The 14,994-nt window shown below is 72.9% G+C and carries 13 protein-coding genes; 5 read left to right on the top strand and 8 right to left on the bottom strand.

Translation table 11 applies throughout. The features are described 5' to 3' along the window. Positions 1–134 precede the first annotated feature (134 nt). Positions 135–1,328: a sensor histidine kinase gene (locus WA762_RS07470; protein ID WP_335933962.1), complete on the top strand. Its 1,194-nt coding sequence runs from the start codon at positions 135–137 to the stop codon at positions 1,326–1,328. Here WA762_RS07470 and WA762_RS07465 read toward each other — a convergent pair. Beyond that, on the bottom strand, positions 1,262–3,118 hold the full coding sequence (locus WA762_RS07465; RefSeq protein ID WP_335933960.1) for a VWA domain-containing protein: 1,857 nt from the start codon (positions 3,116–3,118) through the stop codon (positions 1,262–1,264). The genes WA762_RS07470 and WA762_RS07465 overlap by 67 nt on opposite strands. Before the next feature lie 504 nt (positions 3,119–3,622). On the opposite strand from WA762_RS07465, the gene WA762_RS07460 reads away from it, so the two are divergent. Continuing rightward, positions 3,623–4,024, top strand: coding sequence for an RNA-binding S4 domain-containing protein (locus tag WA762_RS07460; RefSeq protein WP_335933958.1), 402 nt, complete (start codon positions 3,623–3,625; stop codon positions 4,022–4,024). Positions 4,025–4,117: 93 nt separating this feature from the next. On the opposite strand, the gene WA762_RS07455 is transcribed toward WA762_RS07460, so the two are convergent. From WA762_RS07455 to WA762_RS07445, 3 genes are all read right to left on the bottom strand, one after another. Continuing rightward, positions 4,118–6,145 (bottom strand): FUSC family protein, encoded by a 2,028-nt coding sequence (locus tag WA762_RS07455; protein ID WP_335934145.1) that lies wholly within the window; start codon positions 6,143–6,145, stop codon positions 4,118–4,120. 399 nt (positions 6,146–6,544) lie between these two features. Continuing rightward, positions 6,545–7,573 carry an NADP-dependent oxidoreductase gene (locus WA762_RS07450; protein ID WP_335933956.1) on the bottom strand — a complete coding sequence of 343 codons (1,029 nt, stop codon included), beginning with the start codon at positions 7,571–7,573 and terminating at the stop codon, positions 6,545–6,547. Positions 7,574–7,780: 207 nt separating this feature from the next. Continuing rightward, a complete protein-coding gene (locus WA762_RS07445) occupies positions 7,781–8,755 on the bottom strand; it encodes a hypothetical protein (protein ID WP_335933955.1) in 975 nt (324 codons plus the stop codon). A 120-nt stretch (positions 8,756–8,875) separates the two neighbouring features. Here WA762_RS07445 and WA762_RS07440 point away from each other — a divergent pair, with 120 nt between their 5' ends. Then, positions 8,876–9,475, top strand: a complete 600-nt coding sequence (locus WA762_RS07440) for a hypothetical protein (RefSeq protein ID WP_335933954.1) — start codon at positions 8,876–8,878, stop codon at positions 9,473–9,475. A gap of 203 nt (positions 9,476–9,678) precedes the next feature. Here the strand turns inward: WA762_RS07440 and WA762_RS07435 are convergent, their stop codons facing one another. The 3 genes from WA762_RS07435 to WA762_RS07425 all read right to left on the bottom strand — a co-directional run bounded on the left by WA762_RS07435 (position 9,679) and on the right by WA762_RS07425 (position 12,422). Next, positions 9,679–10,101, bottom strand: a complete 423-nt coding sequence (locus tag WA762_RS07435) for a universal stress protein (RefSeq protein WP_335933953.1) — start codon at positions 10,099–10,101, stop codon at positions 9,679–9,681. A gap of 462 nt (positions 10,102–10,563) precedes the next feature. Beyond that, on the bottom strand, positions 10,564–11,253 hold the full coding sequence (locus tag WA762_RS07430; protein WP_443080541.1) for an FMN reductase: 690 nt from the start codon (positions 11,251–11,253) through the stop codon (positions 10,564–10,566). Positions 11,254–11,258: 5 nt separating this feature from the next. Then, positions 11,259–12,422 carry an LLM class flavin-dependent oxidoreductase gene (locus tag WA762_RS07425; RefSeq protein WP_335933951.1) on the bottom strand — a complete coding sequence of 388 codons (1,164 nt, stop codon included), beginning with the start codon at positions 12,420–12,422 and terminating at the stop codon, positions 11,259–11,261. Between the two features lie 162 nt (positions 12,423–12,584). On the opposite strand from WA762_RS07425, the gene WA762_RS07420 reads away from it, so the two are divergent. Both WA762_RS07420 and WA762_RS07415 read left to right on the top strand, forming a co-directional pair. Continuing rightward, entirely contained in the window at positions 12,585–12,731 is a 147-nt protein-coding gene (locus WA762_RS07420) for a DUF6126 family protein (protein WP_335933950.1), read from the top strand. A gap of 78 nt (positions 12,732–12,809) precedes the next feature. Next, the gene (locus WA762_RS07415; RefSeq protein WP_335933949.1) at positions 12,810–13,952 is read left to right on the top strand and encodes a Fic family protein; all 1,143 of its coding nucleotides are present in this window, start codon (positions 12,810–12,812) and stop codon (positions 13,950–13,952) included. A gap of 198 nt (positions 13,953–14,150) precedes the next feature. Here WA762_RS07415 and wrbA read toward each other — a convergent pair whose 3' ends face one another. Beyond that, on the bottom strand, positions 14,151–14,768 hold the full coding sequence (gene wrbA, locus WA762_RS07410) for an NAD(P)H:quinone oxidoreductase (protein WP_335933947.1): 618 nt from the start codon (positions 14,766–14,768) through the stop codon (positions 14,151–14,153). Between the last annotated feature and the right edge of the window lie 226 nt (positions 14,769–14,994).

The raw sequence follows: 14,994 nt of genomic DNA, 5'->3' as shown, positions 1-14,994 counted from the left end.
CCTCGCGTGCGCCTCGCAAGCCCCGTGCGTCGCGCGCCTCGCGCATAGCGGGCGCGCCGTGCGCGCCGGGTGCGCGGCGCGTTCCGCGTCCTTCGCGTCTGCCACGCCTGTCCCGGCTGCCGTGCGTGGCGTGGATGCGGCATTCCACGATCCGCACCCGGATCGCGCTGGTGTACGGCGGGGTCTTCCTGGTGCTGGGCACGGCGCTGCTCGCCACCGTCAACCTGGCCTCGCGCGCGGGCACGGACTCCCAGGCCCGGGACATCGCCCGCACGGCCGCCGTCGTCCAGCCCGGTTACGCGGTCAACGGCCCCCTCGTCAGCCGGCGCACGCTCGGACCGCCCACCGTCTACGACCTCACCGACCACGTCAGCGACGCCGCCGGCCATCAACTGCTCATCTGGTCCGTCGCCTCGCTGCTGGTCATGACGGCGTGCGCGGTGGGAGTGGGGTGGTGGACCGCGGGGCGGGTCCTGCGCCCCGTCCACGCCATGACCGCGAAGGCGCGCCGGCTCTCCGAGCACACCCTCCACGAGCGCATGGCGGCCCATGGCCCCGACGACGAGCTGAAGGAACTCGGCGACACGCTCGACGCGTTGCTGGCCCGGTTGGAGAAGGCGTTCGACAGCCAGCGGCGGTTCATCGCCAACGCCTCGCACGAGCTGCGGACCCCGCTCGCCACCCAGCGGGCCGCGATCCAGGTCGGCCTGGACAACCCGTCGGCGGAGGATCTCGTACGGACCCGGCAGACGCTGTTGGACAACAACCGGCGCAGCGAGCGGCTGATCGAGGGCCTGCTGGTGCTGGCGCGCAGCGAGCGCGGGCTCGCGGCGGGCGAGCGGGAGGAGGTGGACTTCGCGCGGGTGGTGGTGGAGGAGGCGGCCCGGCACCCGGGGGTGAAGGCCGACGCCGGCGCGTGCGCGGTGCGGGGGAACCGGATGCTGCTCGCCCAGCTGGTGGGGAACCTGCTGGCCAACGCCGTCGCGTACAACGTGCCGGACGGGTCGGTGGAGGTGTCGGCGTTGACCGCCGGTGACAGCGTGCTGCTGGAGGTGCGCAACACCGGGCCGGTGGTGGAGGCGGAGGACATCCCGGGGCTGTTCGAACCGTTCCGGCGCGGTGAGGGCCGGGACCGGATGGGGCGGGGGTCGGGGCTGGGCCTGTCGATCGTGCGCTCCATCGCGGTCGCGCACGGCGGTACGGTCACGGCGGTGCCGGGGCCCGGGGGCGGGCTCGCCGTGACCGTACGCCTGCCGGCCGATCAGCCCTCGGTGGCCGCCTCGCGGGCCGAGATCCAGGCGGGCAGGGCGGCGAGGACCTCGCGGTAGAACGTCTTGTCCGGGACCTCGCGGGGGGCGGGGCCGGCGTGGAAGAAGCCGACGTTCGGGGCGTCCAGCTTCCGCAGGAAGTCGAAGCCCTTCGCGTCCTCGTCGCCGAACGCGACGAACTGGAAGAACAGCGGAAGCCGCGCCGCGTCGGCGAGCGCCTGCTTGGCGGCCTGCTTGGCGTCGGGCGGGCCGTCCGTCTGGAAGATCACCAGGGCGGGGCCGGTCGCGCCCGACTTCTCGTAGTGGGTGACGACCTCTTCGACGGCGCGGTGGTAGTGGGTGCGGCCGAGGCGGCCCAGGCCCGCGTTGAGCTCGTCGATCCGGCCCTCGTGGCCGGCCAGGTCGACCGTGCCGGTGCCGTCGATGTCGGTCGAGAAGAAGACGACGGGGACGGTGGCGGTCTCGTCCAGGTGCGCGGCGAGCGCCACGGTGCGGTCGCCCAGGTGCTGGGCGCTGCCGTCCTTGTAGAACGGCCGCATGGAGCCGGAGCGGTCGAGGACCAGGTAGACGGTGGCGCGCAGCCCGGTCAGCCCGTGCGCCTTCAGCCCGGCCTGGGCTGCCTTGTACGCGTCGACGAGGCCGGGGGCGCGGGTCTTGACCCGGGCGAGGGAGAGCGCCGGCTTGGGGGCAGGGGTGTTGGCGGTGGTGTTGGCGCTGGTGGTCGCGGAGGCGGGGGCGGGGGTGCTGGTGGTGGGAGCCGTCTCCGGTTCCGCGGGGGTCGGCTCGGGTTCCGGGGCCGGCTCGGGGGTCTCGGCCGCGGTGGTGGCGGTGGTCGCGGTTGCGGGTGTGGCTGTGGCGGGCTCGGGGGTTGAGGCGTCGGTCGGGTCCGGGGCCGTCTGCGGTTCGGGGGTCGTCTCCGGTCGCGGGGCCGGCTCGGGCTGCGATTCGGTGCGGGAGACAGGTTCCGGTTCCGGGTCCGGTTCGGCGGCGGAGACGGGTTCCGCTTCGGGAGCCGGGGCCTGCGCGGGGGCCGGTTCCGGGGCGGATTCCGAAGTGGATTCCGGGGCGGAATCCGGGGTGGGCGACGCGGTCTCGGGGGCCAGGGTGGTCGCGCCCTGCGCGGCGGCGGGCTGCTCGGTCTCTGCGGCGGCCTCGGCCTGCGTGGCCTGCTCGGACTGCGTGGCCTGCTTGGTCTCTGCGGCGGCTTCGGTCTGCTCGGCCTGTTCTGCCTGCTTCGCCTGTTCGGTCTCCTCTACGGCCTTCGGCTCGGGGAGTTCCGTCTCCGCGGTCTGCGGGTCCGCCTCGGTCTTCGGTTCGTCCGACGTGGGCTCCGCGGTCTGCGGCTCGGCCGCTTCGGCCACGGCCTCCGCCTTCGGTTCCGGCTCCGGCTCTGTCTGGCGTTCCGGCCTCGGTTCCGCTTCCGTCTTCGGCGCGGCCTCCGACTCGACCTGCGACTCGACCTGCGACTCGGCCTTCGGCTCCGGCTTCGGGGCCGATCCCTGTGACGGGACGGTGGGGATGGACGGCCTGTCGAAGGCGGCCGCCACCAGGTCCGAGGCCAGTCCGCTGCTGTCGCTGTCGCTGTCGCTGTCGTCGTTGCCGTTGCTGTTGTCGCTGGCGTCGGCGGCGGCGGACGGGGGAGAGGCGGGGGCGGGGATCGAAGCCTTGGGGGCCGGGTCGGTTCCGGCCGCCGGGGCCTTCTCCGCGGTCGGCTCGTCCGCCGGAGCCGCGACCTGCTCCGACTCCGCGGGCGCGGTGCGCTCGGTCTGGGAAGGGACCGTGGCCGTCGGTGCGTCCTGCTCCGCGCGGTCACGGCCGAACACCTTGCGCAGCAAGCTCCGAATGCCCATGGGCGAGGCCTTTCGCGTGAGTTGGGTGCGATGAATGTCCGACCTGTGGGAATTGATCCCTGGCCAGGGCGGATACGTAAGGTTAGCGGCCGGAACGGGCCCTTCGTCGGCACGGCCCGCCCGTGTGAAATGCGGTCCCGCGCTGGGTCCGCGGCCGGTCCCTGGCCGAATCCTCGCAGTATCCCCGGCACGTTCTGTGCGCATGGCGCGCGGGCCGGATGTACGTCGTTCACGTTTCTTCACGCGCGCGGGAATTGACGTCACGGCGTGAACCGGAGTGAACCGGAGTGAAGGGGAGAGGTCATCTGACGGATCGTCAAAAAGGTCGCCGTCTGTTATTCATCCACCCGCAATTGCCCGAGAAGGGAACGTCACCGGAAAACCATCTCGTCGAACGCTCTGCGCGACGCCCTTCGCATGGGTCCCGGTGTTCCGGCGACGCGGCCCGCCCGGGCCTCTTCGTCCGGCCTGCCCCGGCGGCCGGGCCGGACTACAGTCGGACGCATGGTTTCCGGTGAGTCGCCGCAGGCGGAGGGCAGCGTCCGGGTCGACGTCTGGATCTGGTCGGTCCGGTTGACGAAGACGCGTTCGCAGGCCGCTGCCGCCTGTCGCGCGGGTCATGTGAAGGTCGGCGGCGAGCGTGCCAAGCCCGCCCAGGCGGTGCGCGTCGGTGACGAGGTACGGCTCCGGCACGCGGGCCGGGACCGGATCGTGGTCGTGTCGAAGGTCGTGAAGAAGCGGGTCGGCGCGCCGGTGGCGGCCGAGTGTTTCGTCGACAACAGCCCGCCTCCGCCGCCGCGCGAGGTGGCGATCCAGGTTCCGGTACGGGATCGGGGCGCGGGGCGGCCGACGAAGCGGGACCGGCGGGAGATGGAACGACTGCGCGGTGACGGCCCCGCGCGGTGACGGGACTCACGAGGCGACGACCTCACGAGGCGACGACCTCATGAGGTGACGGCGGCCTCGCACGGCGACCGGCGGGCTCGCGCGGTGACCGCCTCACGGCTGAGGCGATGCGATCGCCCGGGCCGCCGCCACCTCCCGGCGCAGCGGGGCCAGTACCCCCTTCTCGTCGCCCGGCAGTTCGGCACGCACCTCGACCAGGACCTCGCTCGCCCGGATGCCGTCGGCCAGCTCCAGCAACTGCCGACGGATCTCCGCCACTTCCTCCGGCGACGGCTCCGGCGCGCCGTGATCGACCCGTACGCGGGCCGCCGTCGTGGCGTCCACGATGCGTTCGACCGCGACCACCAGCGGCCACCAGGCCGCGGCCCGGGCCCCGACGGGCGGCGGTTCCGTCAGCGCCCGCTGGAACTCGGACCGGACGACCGACAGGTCGCGGTAGATGCGGCGCCGGGCCCGCACCCGCTCGGCCCGGTCGCCCGAGCCCGCGCCCCCGTCCCCGCCCGGCCCGCCGTTCCCGTCCCCGCTCGGCCCGGCGTCCTCCCCGTGCGTGCCTGACCCGTACGCGCCCGCCCCGTACGCGCCGTTCCCGTCCCCGCCTGGCCCGTACGTGCCCCGTTCGAACGCGCACCCCACGTACTCCGCGATGTCCGCGACGGCGTCCGCGAGCCGGTGGCCGACCCGGACGTGCCAGCTCTCCGGCCACAGCAGATACCCCGCGACCAGCACGATGGCGCAGCCGATCAGGCTGTCCAGGAAGCGCGGCCAGACCAGATGGAACCCCTGGTGGTTCAGCAGGTCGGACAGGAGCAGGATGACCGGAGTGATGGCCGCGGTCTGGAAGGCGTACCCCTTGGCGGTGAACGCCGGGATCAGGGCCGCGAGCAGCACCATCACCGGCACGTCCCACCAGCCGATCGGCACCGCGGCGAGCACCGGCGCGGCGATCACGAGGCCCGCCGCGGTGCCCACCGAACGCAGCACGGCCCGCGAGAACACCGAACCGAAGTCCGGCTTGAGGACGAACGTGACGGTCAGCGCCACCCAATAGGAACGCGGTACCGGGATCAGCGAGGTGAGCGCCTGCGCCAGGCCGATGCAGAGCGCCAGCCGCAGTCCGTACCGCCACGAGGCCCCGGAGAACAGCACGGCGCGCGTCGTCCGCCGCACGCGCACCCCGAGCGCGGCGGGCCGCCCGAGCCGGTCGTCGACGTTGTACGGGTCCGGGTCGGCCTTGTGCACGACGGTCGCGGCGTGCCGCAGCGCGCCGTCCACGGCCCGGGCCGCGGTCGAGTCCGGGGCGGGCAGGTCCAGGCGGGGGTCGCCGGTGCGGCTCTCCTCGACGGCGGCGGCCAGCTCGCGTACCGCCGCGGGGACCGCCTCGGGCAGCGGGCGCCCGCGCACATGGACCGCGGGCGCGGCCTCGACGAGCGGGATGACGACGTTGAGCTGGGCGAGCAGCCGCACCGCAGCGTTGCTGCGGCCGTGGTAGCGGGCCCGGCGGGCCAGGATCAGGTCGTACGAGGTGTTGAGGGACTGGGTGACGGCCTGCCGTCGTTGCTCGTACGCGTCCGTCCCGGCGGCGGCGAGCAGATCGGCCACCGCGAGATACGTCCCGGCGACCGCGACCCGTTCCGGCAGCTTCCCCCGCAGCGGCCAGGCCAGCAGGGTCATCGCGAGGACGAACAGACCGCCGACCGTGAGCAGCAGCGGGGCCACCCACCAGGGCCGGGGCATCGGGAGCCCGGCGCCGACCACCGCGTTGAGCAGGAGGAGCAGCCCGGACACGGAGGCGACCGCACCGATCGTCGACATCATCCCGGAGACCAGGCCGACCACCGTCAGCACGGCGACCGCGGCCCAGCCGTTCCCGTACACCAGCGTGCCCAGCATCACGCCGAGCGCGCCGAAGAGCTGCGGCACGGCGATGTTGAGGACGCGCATGCGGTACGCGTCGGCGGTGTCCCCGATGACGCCGGAGAGCGCGCCCATGGAGACGAGCGCGCCGTACGCGGGCCGGTCGAGCGCGAAGCCGACGGCGAGCGGGGCGGCCAGGGCGATGGCCGCGCGGACGGCCGCGGCCCAGGGCACGGGGGCGGACGGCTGGGGGCGGAGTCCGCTCAGCAGCCAGGGAGGCGGGGCCGCGCGTCCGCGTCCGCTTCCGGTGTCGGTCTCGGTGTCGTTCACAGTCGTGGTCCCGGCGTCGGTGCCGGTGCCGGTGTCGGCGTCGGAGCCGGACTCCGTCCGGGTCAAGGCGTCCCCCTGGGGCGTGCGTGTCGTGCGTTCGGTTCTGATGGCCCTCGGCGTCGCCGGCCGGTCGGACCGTCGCGGCGGAGCGGGCCTTGCCCGCCTCGCTCGGTGTGCGGCGGGCGGACGGACGTTCCCAGTCTGATCGTGCCGGATGCCGCCCGCACACGACCGTGCCCCTCCCGGCCGTCGTCAGGGCGTCCCGTCACCAGGGCACCCGTCACCAGGGCACCTTCGTCATCAGGACGCTCACGTCATTGAGGGCATCCCCGTCATTCAGAGCACGATGACGGTCTTGCCGCGTGCGCCGCCCGTCCGGTTCCGGTCGAGCGCCTGCGGGGCCTTCTCCAGCGGGAACTCGACGTCGATGGGGACCCGCAGCACGCCTTCGGCGGCGCCCGCCGCCAGTACGTCGAGCAGGACCGGGGTGGGTTCGAGCCGGAAGTCGACGCCGGTCACGCCAGTGGGCAGCGCGGCCTTCGCGGCGACGCCGCGCGTGGTGAGGGCGATGCCGCCGGCGCGCACCGGCGCGGCATGGGCGGCGAAGCCCTCCGACGTGCTGGAGGCCAGATCGACGAGCGCGTCGACGCCGTCCGGGCACACCTCCCGTACCGCCGCCGCCAGAGGGCGGTCCTGGGTGTCGATGGTGACGGCGGCGCCCAGCGACGCCATCCGCGCGTGCTCGGCGCCGCGCACCGCCGCGATCACGCGGATGTCCCGGGCTGCCGCGAGCTGGGCGAGACAGCTGCCGACGCCGCCCGCCGCCCCGACGACCAGCAGGCTCTCGTGGCCGCGGAGCGCCACGGCCTCCAGGATCTGCGCGGCGGCCATCCCGGCGGACGGCAGCGCCGCCGCGACCTTGAGGGACAGGCCGGGCGGGACGAGCGTGACGGCGGAGTCCTGCGGCACGGTCAGGTAGTCGCAGTAGGCGCCGGTGGTGGTGTTGCCCTTGGTGGCGGTGGCGGTGGCGGTGGCGGTGGCGGTGGCGGTGGCGGTGGCGGTGGCGGTGGCCGCGTGGGGGGCCGCGGCGGGGCCGGGGAGGCGGCCGAAGACCTGGTCGCCGACCCGGAAACGGTTCGGGCCGGGGCCGATCTTCTCCACCCGCCCGGCGAAGTCCACGCCGACCACCAGGGGGAAGACATGGGCCGCGGGCGCGTCGGGGAGGCCCCGCACGGTCTGCCAGTCACAGGGGTTGAGGGCGGCGTACTCGACCCTGACCCGGATCTCGCCGGTCCCCGGTTCCGGCTTGGGTATCTCGACCAGTTCGGGTTCGGCCCGCAACGCGCTGACGGCTATGGCTCGCATCTGGATGACCTCTCCGTCGTCTCCGGTTCCGTCGTCCTCGATTCCGTCATTCCCGATGATTCCGTCATTCCCGATTCCGCCGCCCCCGTCCGGCAGGCGTCGTCCCTCGTTCGGTGGTCGGCGTCCCCCGTCCGGCAGTCCTGGCACCACTGTTCCTCGGGCCGCCCATCGCCGCATGTCGAGCCGCCACCGCCCCGGCAGGGCCCGTCACGGCGTGGGGCGTTCGCGAGCGGCACGGCGTCGGGCCAGCTCCGCGCACAGGGCCACCGCCAGTCCCGCAGCCAGCACGGCCCACGCCGTGGTGCGCAGCGAGTCCGTGAGCGCGTCGTACACCGCCGCCGCGCCGCCGGTCTCGTCGGCCGGCACCTCGGCCAGCACCCGGTTCCGGGCGATCGCGACCACCGCGCGCAGCACCAGCGCCCCCAGCGCGAAACCGCATCCGACCACCGTCGTGGCCGTGAGCGTCGCCGCCGCGCCGCGCCCGCTCCCCGGGCGTCCGCTCCCCGGCCCGGCGCGTCCGCTCCCCGGCCCGGCGCGTCCGCTCCCCGGCCCGGCGCGTCCGCTTTCCGGCCCGGCGCGCGTTCTCGCCGCGAGCCCGGCGCCGGCCACGGTCAGGGCGGCGAACACCACCGTGGCCACGGCGGGCCGGATGCTTCCGGCGCGCAGCAGGCGGAAGGTGTGGCGCAACTGGTCGGCCCGGTCGGCGGAGATGAGCGTGATGTCGGTGTGCTGGACCGGGATCCGGTCGGCGAACGGCACCCCGTTCGCCTCCAGGTTCCTTTTGACCTGCGCGGTCACGGGCGCCAGGTCGATGACGACGGCCTCGCCGGTCTCGCCGTTCAGGGCGGCGGTGACGGCCTGGTGGGCGGTGCGGTTGGCGGCGGTCCAGGCGGCCCGGAAGGCGTCGGTGGTGGTGAAGGACAGCACCGCCTGGTGCAGGAAGTCCCGCAGAGTGCCCTGGAGCGGTCCGGCGTCGACCTGCTCCATCGTCGCGTCGGTGATCCGGTCGGCGACCGTGTCGCGTATCTCCCGGTCGGAGGCGAGCGGGGCGACGGCGGCGACGTACCGGTCCGTGTCGTCGATCTCCAGGGCCACCCAGGCGCACAACGCGCTCAGCGGGACCAGCACGGCGAGCACCGCCGGCACCACCGCCGACAGCGCCATCGAGAGATACGTCCGCACTCCTCCAGGAAATCGCGTGCGGCGGCGCCGTGCCCAGGGCCGTGGGCCATCCGAGTTGCCGGGCCGGGCGGCGGGGTGTGCGCTGGAGGGAAACGGGGCGACGGAAGGGAGCACTCCGCCATGGCCACTCACGCAGCGATGCCGGCCCGCGGACGGACGCGGCGCCGGGCAGGGGCCCGCCGGCCCAGCACGCTCGCCTGGGCCATACCCGCCGTGCTGGGCGCGGCGTACGGCCTGTACGCGTCGTTCATCCTCCGCAACCACGGCGCGAGCGGCGGCCGACAGTTCTGGTACGGCCTGATCACCGCCGTGGTGCTCGGGGCGCTCTGCTACGTGCTGGGCCGCACCCAGCACGCCATGCTGCCCCTGGTCCGGGCGGTGGCCTACGGGGCGCTGACCGCCGCGGCGATCGGGCTGCTGGTGGGGCTCACCGGGTCGAGCGTGCTGCGGTCCTCGGCGCTGGGACTCTCGGTCGGCCTCGGCATGTTCGTCACGGCGTTCTACCTCTTCTACACGCACGAGCAGATCCACCCGCGCGGGCGGGACTCCGCCTCCGCGAGGGAGACGAACCACCTCCCGCTGGAGCGGGGCCGCCCGGACGAGCGGGGTTACGCGGGCGAGCGAGGATACGCGGGCGAGCGGGGCTACCCGGATGAGCTGGGTCACCCGGATGAGCAGGGGCATTCGGGCGGGAGCACTTTCCCGCGCGGGAGGCCATGACGTGTACGGGAGGCCATGAACCGCACGGGAGGCCCCGCCCCCGCGCCTCCCGGCACGCCGACGGGCCCGCACGAACACGTGCGGGCCCGTCGGCGTCCGGATCCTGCCCGTCAGCGTCCGGGTCCGGATGCCGCCCGTCGGGGTCCTGATCCTGCCGCCCCGTCGGCATCCGGATCCGCGACCGGTGGCCCGGCTCCGGTGCGTCAGTCGCGTACGACCGTCACCGGGCACGGGGCGTGCTGCGTGACGTGCAGGCTGACCGAGCCGAGCAGGGTCGCCTTGAAACCGCTGTAGCCGCGCGCCCCCACGACCAGCAGATTCGCGCCCTTGGCCCGTTCCAGGAGGGACTGGGCCGGGTTGCCGATCACCACGACCTTGGAGATCTTGGCCGCGCCCTCGGCGCCCAGGGCCTCCTCCAGCGCCTCGGTGAGCGACACGGTCGCCAGGGCCTGCGGGTCGAAGTCCTCCGGCATGCCCGGCATCATGGACGCCCAACTGGTCGCCGGGTACTCCCAGCTGTTGACGGCCTCCACGGTGTCACCGGTCAGCTCGGCCTGGCGTACGGCCCAGTGCAGCGCCTTGATCGACGACTCGGAGCCGTCAACGCCCACCACGATCCTGCCCATCTCTGCCTCCAGCTCGGTTCGGCTCAGTGCGCAGAGGCGGCATGCGGAGAAACCGCGTACGCCGGGCACGGGTCGAAGCCCCGTATGCCTGGTATGGGCTGCTTCGCATGACGCATCTTTCGCGCCAATCTAATCAAACAGGACAGATGTGCAGGTGGCGCGGGCCTGTCGGTCCCTCCGGTCCGGCCGTTCGGCCCGAACCGTCCGGACCGAGGGGGCCGAACGTCCCGGGCCGGTCGTCCCGGCCGGCCTTTCCGCCCCGGCCGGTCTGCCCGGCCTTTCCGCCCCGACCGGCTGCACGGCCAGTCCGCCCCGGCCGGTCTGCCCGACCGGTCCGCCCCGGCCCGTCAGCTCGATCCGTCTGCCCGGCCGGTCCGCCCGGCCCGTCAGTTCGATCCGTCTGCCCGGCCGCCGGCCCCCCGGCCCGTCTTCCTGGGCGACCGGCCCGGCCCGGCCGGCGGATCAGTCCAGCCGCAGGTCGGCGAGCTGCTGCTCGAACGGCACGACCTCGTCGTCGAGTCCGCGCGTCCTCGGGGCCCCGGAGGCCGCCCGGCCGCCTGTGATCAGGGCCGCGAGCTCGCCGCCCGCCCGCCGGATTCGGGAGGGCAGGCCCTCGGTGTACTCGTCGGCGGACGAGCCCCAGTCCTCCGACGCCGCGTACACGGAGGTCGGGGCGACGGTGGCCCGCAGATAGGCGAAGAGCGGACGCATCGCGTGCTCCAGGACCAGGGAGTGGCGGGCGGTGCCGCCCGTCGCCCCGATCACGACCGGCTTGCCGGTGAGCGCGGTGTTGTCGATCAGGTCGAAGAACGACTTGAACAGACCGCTGTACGAGGCGGTGAAGACGGGCGACACGGCGATCAGGCCGTCGGCCTCCGCCACCTCCTTGATCGCCTTCTCCAGGGCGGCCGGCGGGAAGCCGGTCACCAGGTGGTTGGCGATGTCGACGGCCAGATCGCGCAGTTCGATCACCCGGACCTCGACGGAGCGGTCCTGCTCGGTCAGCAGGCGTTCGCGGGCGGCGCCGGCCAGCCGTTCGGCCAGCAGCCGGGTCGAGGAGGGGCTGCTCAGCCCCGCCGACACCGCGACGATCCGCAGCGGCTCGGTGAGGGGCAGGGAGGACGCGCTGGGCGCGGCGGGCGTGGTGGACACGGTGATCAGACCCCCTTCGCGGCGGTGACGGCGGCGGCGGTGGCGCCGATGGTGTCGGTGTCGGTGTCGGTGTCGGTGTCGGTGCCGGCCGCGACGCCGCGGGCGGCGGCGACGGCCGGGTGCAGGGGCGCGGCGTCGGGGACCCCGGCCGGGCGCAGGGCGGCGAACTCCTTGCGCAGCACCGGGACGACCTCCTCGCCGAGGATGTCGAGCTGCTCCAGGACCGTCTTCAGCGGCAGTCCCGCGTGGTCCATCAGGAACAGCTGGCGCTGGTAGTCGCCGACGGCGTCCCGGAACGTCAGGGTTCGCTCGATGACCTGCTGCGGGGAGCCGACGGTCAGCGGGGTCTCCCGGGTGAAGTCCTCCAGGGACGGCCCGTGCCCGTAGACCGGCGCGTTGTCGAAGTACGGGCGGAACTCCCGTACAGCGTCCTGCGAGTTCTTCCGCATGAACACCTGGCCGCCGAGGCCGACGATGGCCTGCTCGGGGCTGCCGTGGCCGTAGTGCGCGTACCGCCGGCGGTAGAGGCTCACCATCTTCTTGGTGTGCTCCATGGGCCAGAAGATGTTGTTGTGGAAGAAGCCGTCGCCGTAGTAGGCGGCCTGCTCGGCGATCTCCGGGGAGCGGATCGAGCCGTGCCAGACGAACGGCGGGACGCCGTCCAGCGGGCGCGGGGTCGCGGTGAACGACTGCAGCGGCGTACGGAACTTGCCCTCCCAGTCGACGACGTCCTCGCGCCACAGCTTGTGCAGCAGGGCGTAGTTCTCGATGGCGAGCGGGATGCCCTGGCGGATGTCCTTGCCGAACCAGGGGTAGACCGGGCCGGTGTTGCCGCGCCCCATCATCAGGTCGACGCGGCCGTCCGCGAGGTGCTGGAGCGTCGCGTAGTCCTCGGCGATCTTCACCGGGTCGTTGGTGGTGATCAGCGTGGTGGACGTGGACAGGATGAGGCGGTCGGTGCGGGCGGCGATGAAGCCGAGCGTGGTCGTCGGCGAGGACGGGACGAACGGCGGGTTGTGGTGCTCGCCGGTCGCGAACACGTCCAGGCCGACCTCCTCCGCCTTCTGCGCGATGGCGAGGGTCGCCTTGATCCGCTCGTTCTCGGTCGGTGTCCTGCCGGTCGTGGGGTCCGTGGTGACGTCCCCGACGGTGAAGATCCCGAACTCCATGGCCCGCCTCCAGGTTGTTGAACGTTGAACTATATGAACACACCCTACAACGGGGCGGCCCTCCTGGCTATTCCGCACCCCGGAGAGGTCCCGGGGGCGGCGCGTACCCTGGACGGAATGGGCGGGTCGCACGCGGCCCGCCTCCCGGACGGAGGCGGAGCAGTGGGTGAGAGCAGCCGGAGCGGTGACAGCGAGCGCTGGAAAGAGCGCGGCGTCGCGCTGCGCGTCTTCGTGTACGTCTTCGCCACGCATCTCTTCGCCGGCTTCGTCTGGATCCTCTTCTATGTGGGCGAGCACGCCAAGAAGTGACCGGCGACCGCCATGGCTGCGGTTGTGCCGTGGTGGTCGGCTTCAGGTGGAATGATAGAAGCTTGGTATCATTGCGTCATGCTGTATGCGATGCCCCGCCTGGAATCAACCGACCTCCGGATCCTGGAGCAGGTCGATCGGATGCGCGGGGACCTGCGGTACGCCGTGCAGCAGGTCCCGATGAAATGGACGCTCGACCTGCGCAGGGCGCTGACGGCCAGCGCCATCGCGGCGTCCAACACCATCGAGGGCTACCGTGTCGCCGCCGAGGACGTCGCCGACCTGCTGGACGGTGAGAGGGATGCCATCGAGGCCAGTGACGAGAACAAGGCGGAGACGCTGGCCTACCAGCAGGCCATGACCTACGTCCAGTCCCTCCATGATGTCGACGACTTCCGGTACAGCAAGGAACTTCTCAACGCTCTCCACTGGATGCTCCAGGGCCATCACCATCCGCGCAAGATCGCCGGCCGGTGGCGCAGGACCGCTATCCGCATCACGGCCCCGGGGGATGAACTCGCCACCGACTACGAGGGGCCGGACCAGGATCTGCTACCCGGTCTCATGGGTGAGCTGGTGGACTGGCTCAACGGCGGTGACCTCGGCAGTCATGTCCTGATCCGTGCCGCGATGGCGCATCTGAATCTGGTGAAGATCCACCCCTGGTCCGACGGCAACGGACGCATGTCCCGGTCGCTGCAGACGCTTGTGATCGCCCGGGGCGGAGTTCTCGCGCCCGAGTTCTCGTCGATCGAGGAATGGCTGGGCATGCCGGGCAACACCTGGGACTACTACAAGGTCCTGCGTGAGGTCGGCGGCCCCGTGTGGTCGCCGGAGCGGGACACCCTGCCCTGGATCAGGTTCAACCTGCTCGCTTATCACCAGCAGGCCCAGCGGGTACGGCATCGAGTCGACCGGTCCAACGACTGCTGGCGGCAGCTCCTGGAGGCGGCCGACGCGCACGGGATCACCGAGCGGCAGGTGACGGCTCTCCATGAGGTGGCGATGGCGGGGCGGGTGCGCCGGTCCCGTTACGAGAAGGCCGAGGGGATCAACACGCAGCAGGCGACTCGCGACATGCAGGCGCTGACCAAGGCCCAGTTGCTCACCGCCGTGGGCCGGACGAAGGGCCGCCACTACGTCGCGGGTCCCCGTTTTCCCGAGCGGGTGCTGGCCACCGCCCGGCGGCATCACGTCATCAGCAACCCGTACAACGCGTAGACCTCGGTCGCGGCGCCGTGGCACGGCGCCTGCGGCGAGACGCGCGGCACCGGTCCCGACGCCGCTCCGCATGCGTGATGTCTCTGATGTCGCCTTCCGCAGGGGGCTTTGCTCTGCCGCGCACGCGCGGACGCGCCCGCCGCCGTGGATACGGGCGACGGGCGTGTCGGTGGTGGATGCGCCGGATTGCGCGCGGGCTCAGGCGTCGAGGCCGGCCTTGAGCGCGGAAGCGATCTTGACGACGCGCTCGGCCTGGTGGCGGGCGGCGTTGCGGGTCTGGTCGGCGATCGGGTTGTTGCCCTGGGCGTCGACGTGCGAGGTGCCGTACGGGTTGCCGTCGACGAACTTCACCGGGTCGGTGTAGCCGGGGGAGACGATCAGGCCGCCGAAGTGGTGGATGGAGTTGTACAGGGCGAGCAGCGTCGACTCCTGGCCGCCGTGGGTGGTGGCCGTCGTGACGAAGCCGCTGTACACCTTGTCGGCCAGCGCGCCCCGGGCCCACAGGCCGCCCAGGGTGTCCAGGAACTGCTTGAGCTGCGAGGAGACATTGCCGAAGCGGGTCGGGGTGCCGAAGATCACGGCGTCCGCCCACTCCACGTCGTCCGGCGTGGCGACGGGGATGCCCGCGCTGGCGGCGGCGTGCGCGGCCCATGCCTCGTTGGAAGCGATGGCCGCCTCCGGAGCCAGCTCGGCGGCCTTGAGCAGGCGTACCTCGGCGCCGGCCTTGGCGCCCGCCTCCGCGATCTCCTTGGCGATCTCGGCGCTGAAGCCGGTGGACGAGTAGTAGATGACGGCAAGCTTCACTGCGGTAGACATGGGCGTATCTCCGTTCAGTTCAGTACGTACGGAACAAGTCGGGCGAATGCCCGCACCTGCGCGATTCATCATTCAACCATTTGGTTCATGATTCAACAAACGTCCTGGTCGGCGCGGAGGCCAGCTCCGTCCGGCGGGTCTGAGCGCCCCGCGCGCCCGGACCGCCGTGGCCGCGCCGCGGGCCGTACCGCCGGCCGCGCCGCGGGCCGTACCGCCGGCCGCGCCG

This window comes from Streptomyces tyrfis, from assembly GCF_037034285.1.
Classification (GTDB): domain Bacteria; phylum Actinomycetota; class Actinomycetes; order Streptomycetales; family Streptomycetaceae; genus Streptomyces.
The sequence above is the reverse complement of the archived record's forward strand: the minus strand, read 5'-3'. Positions and strand labels throughout refer to the sequence as shown.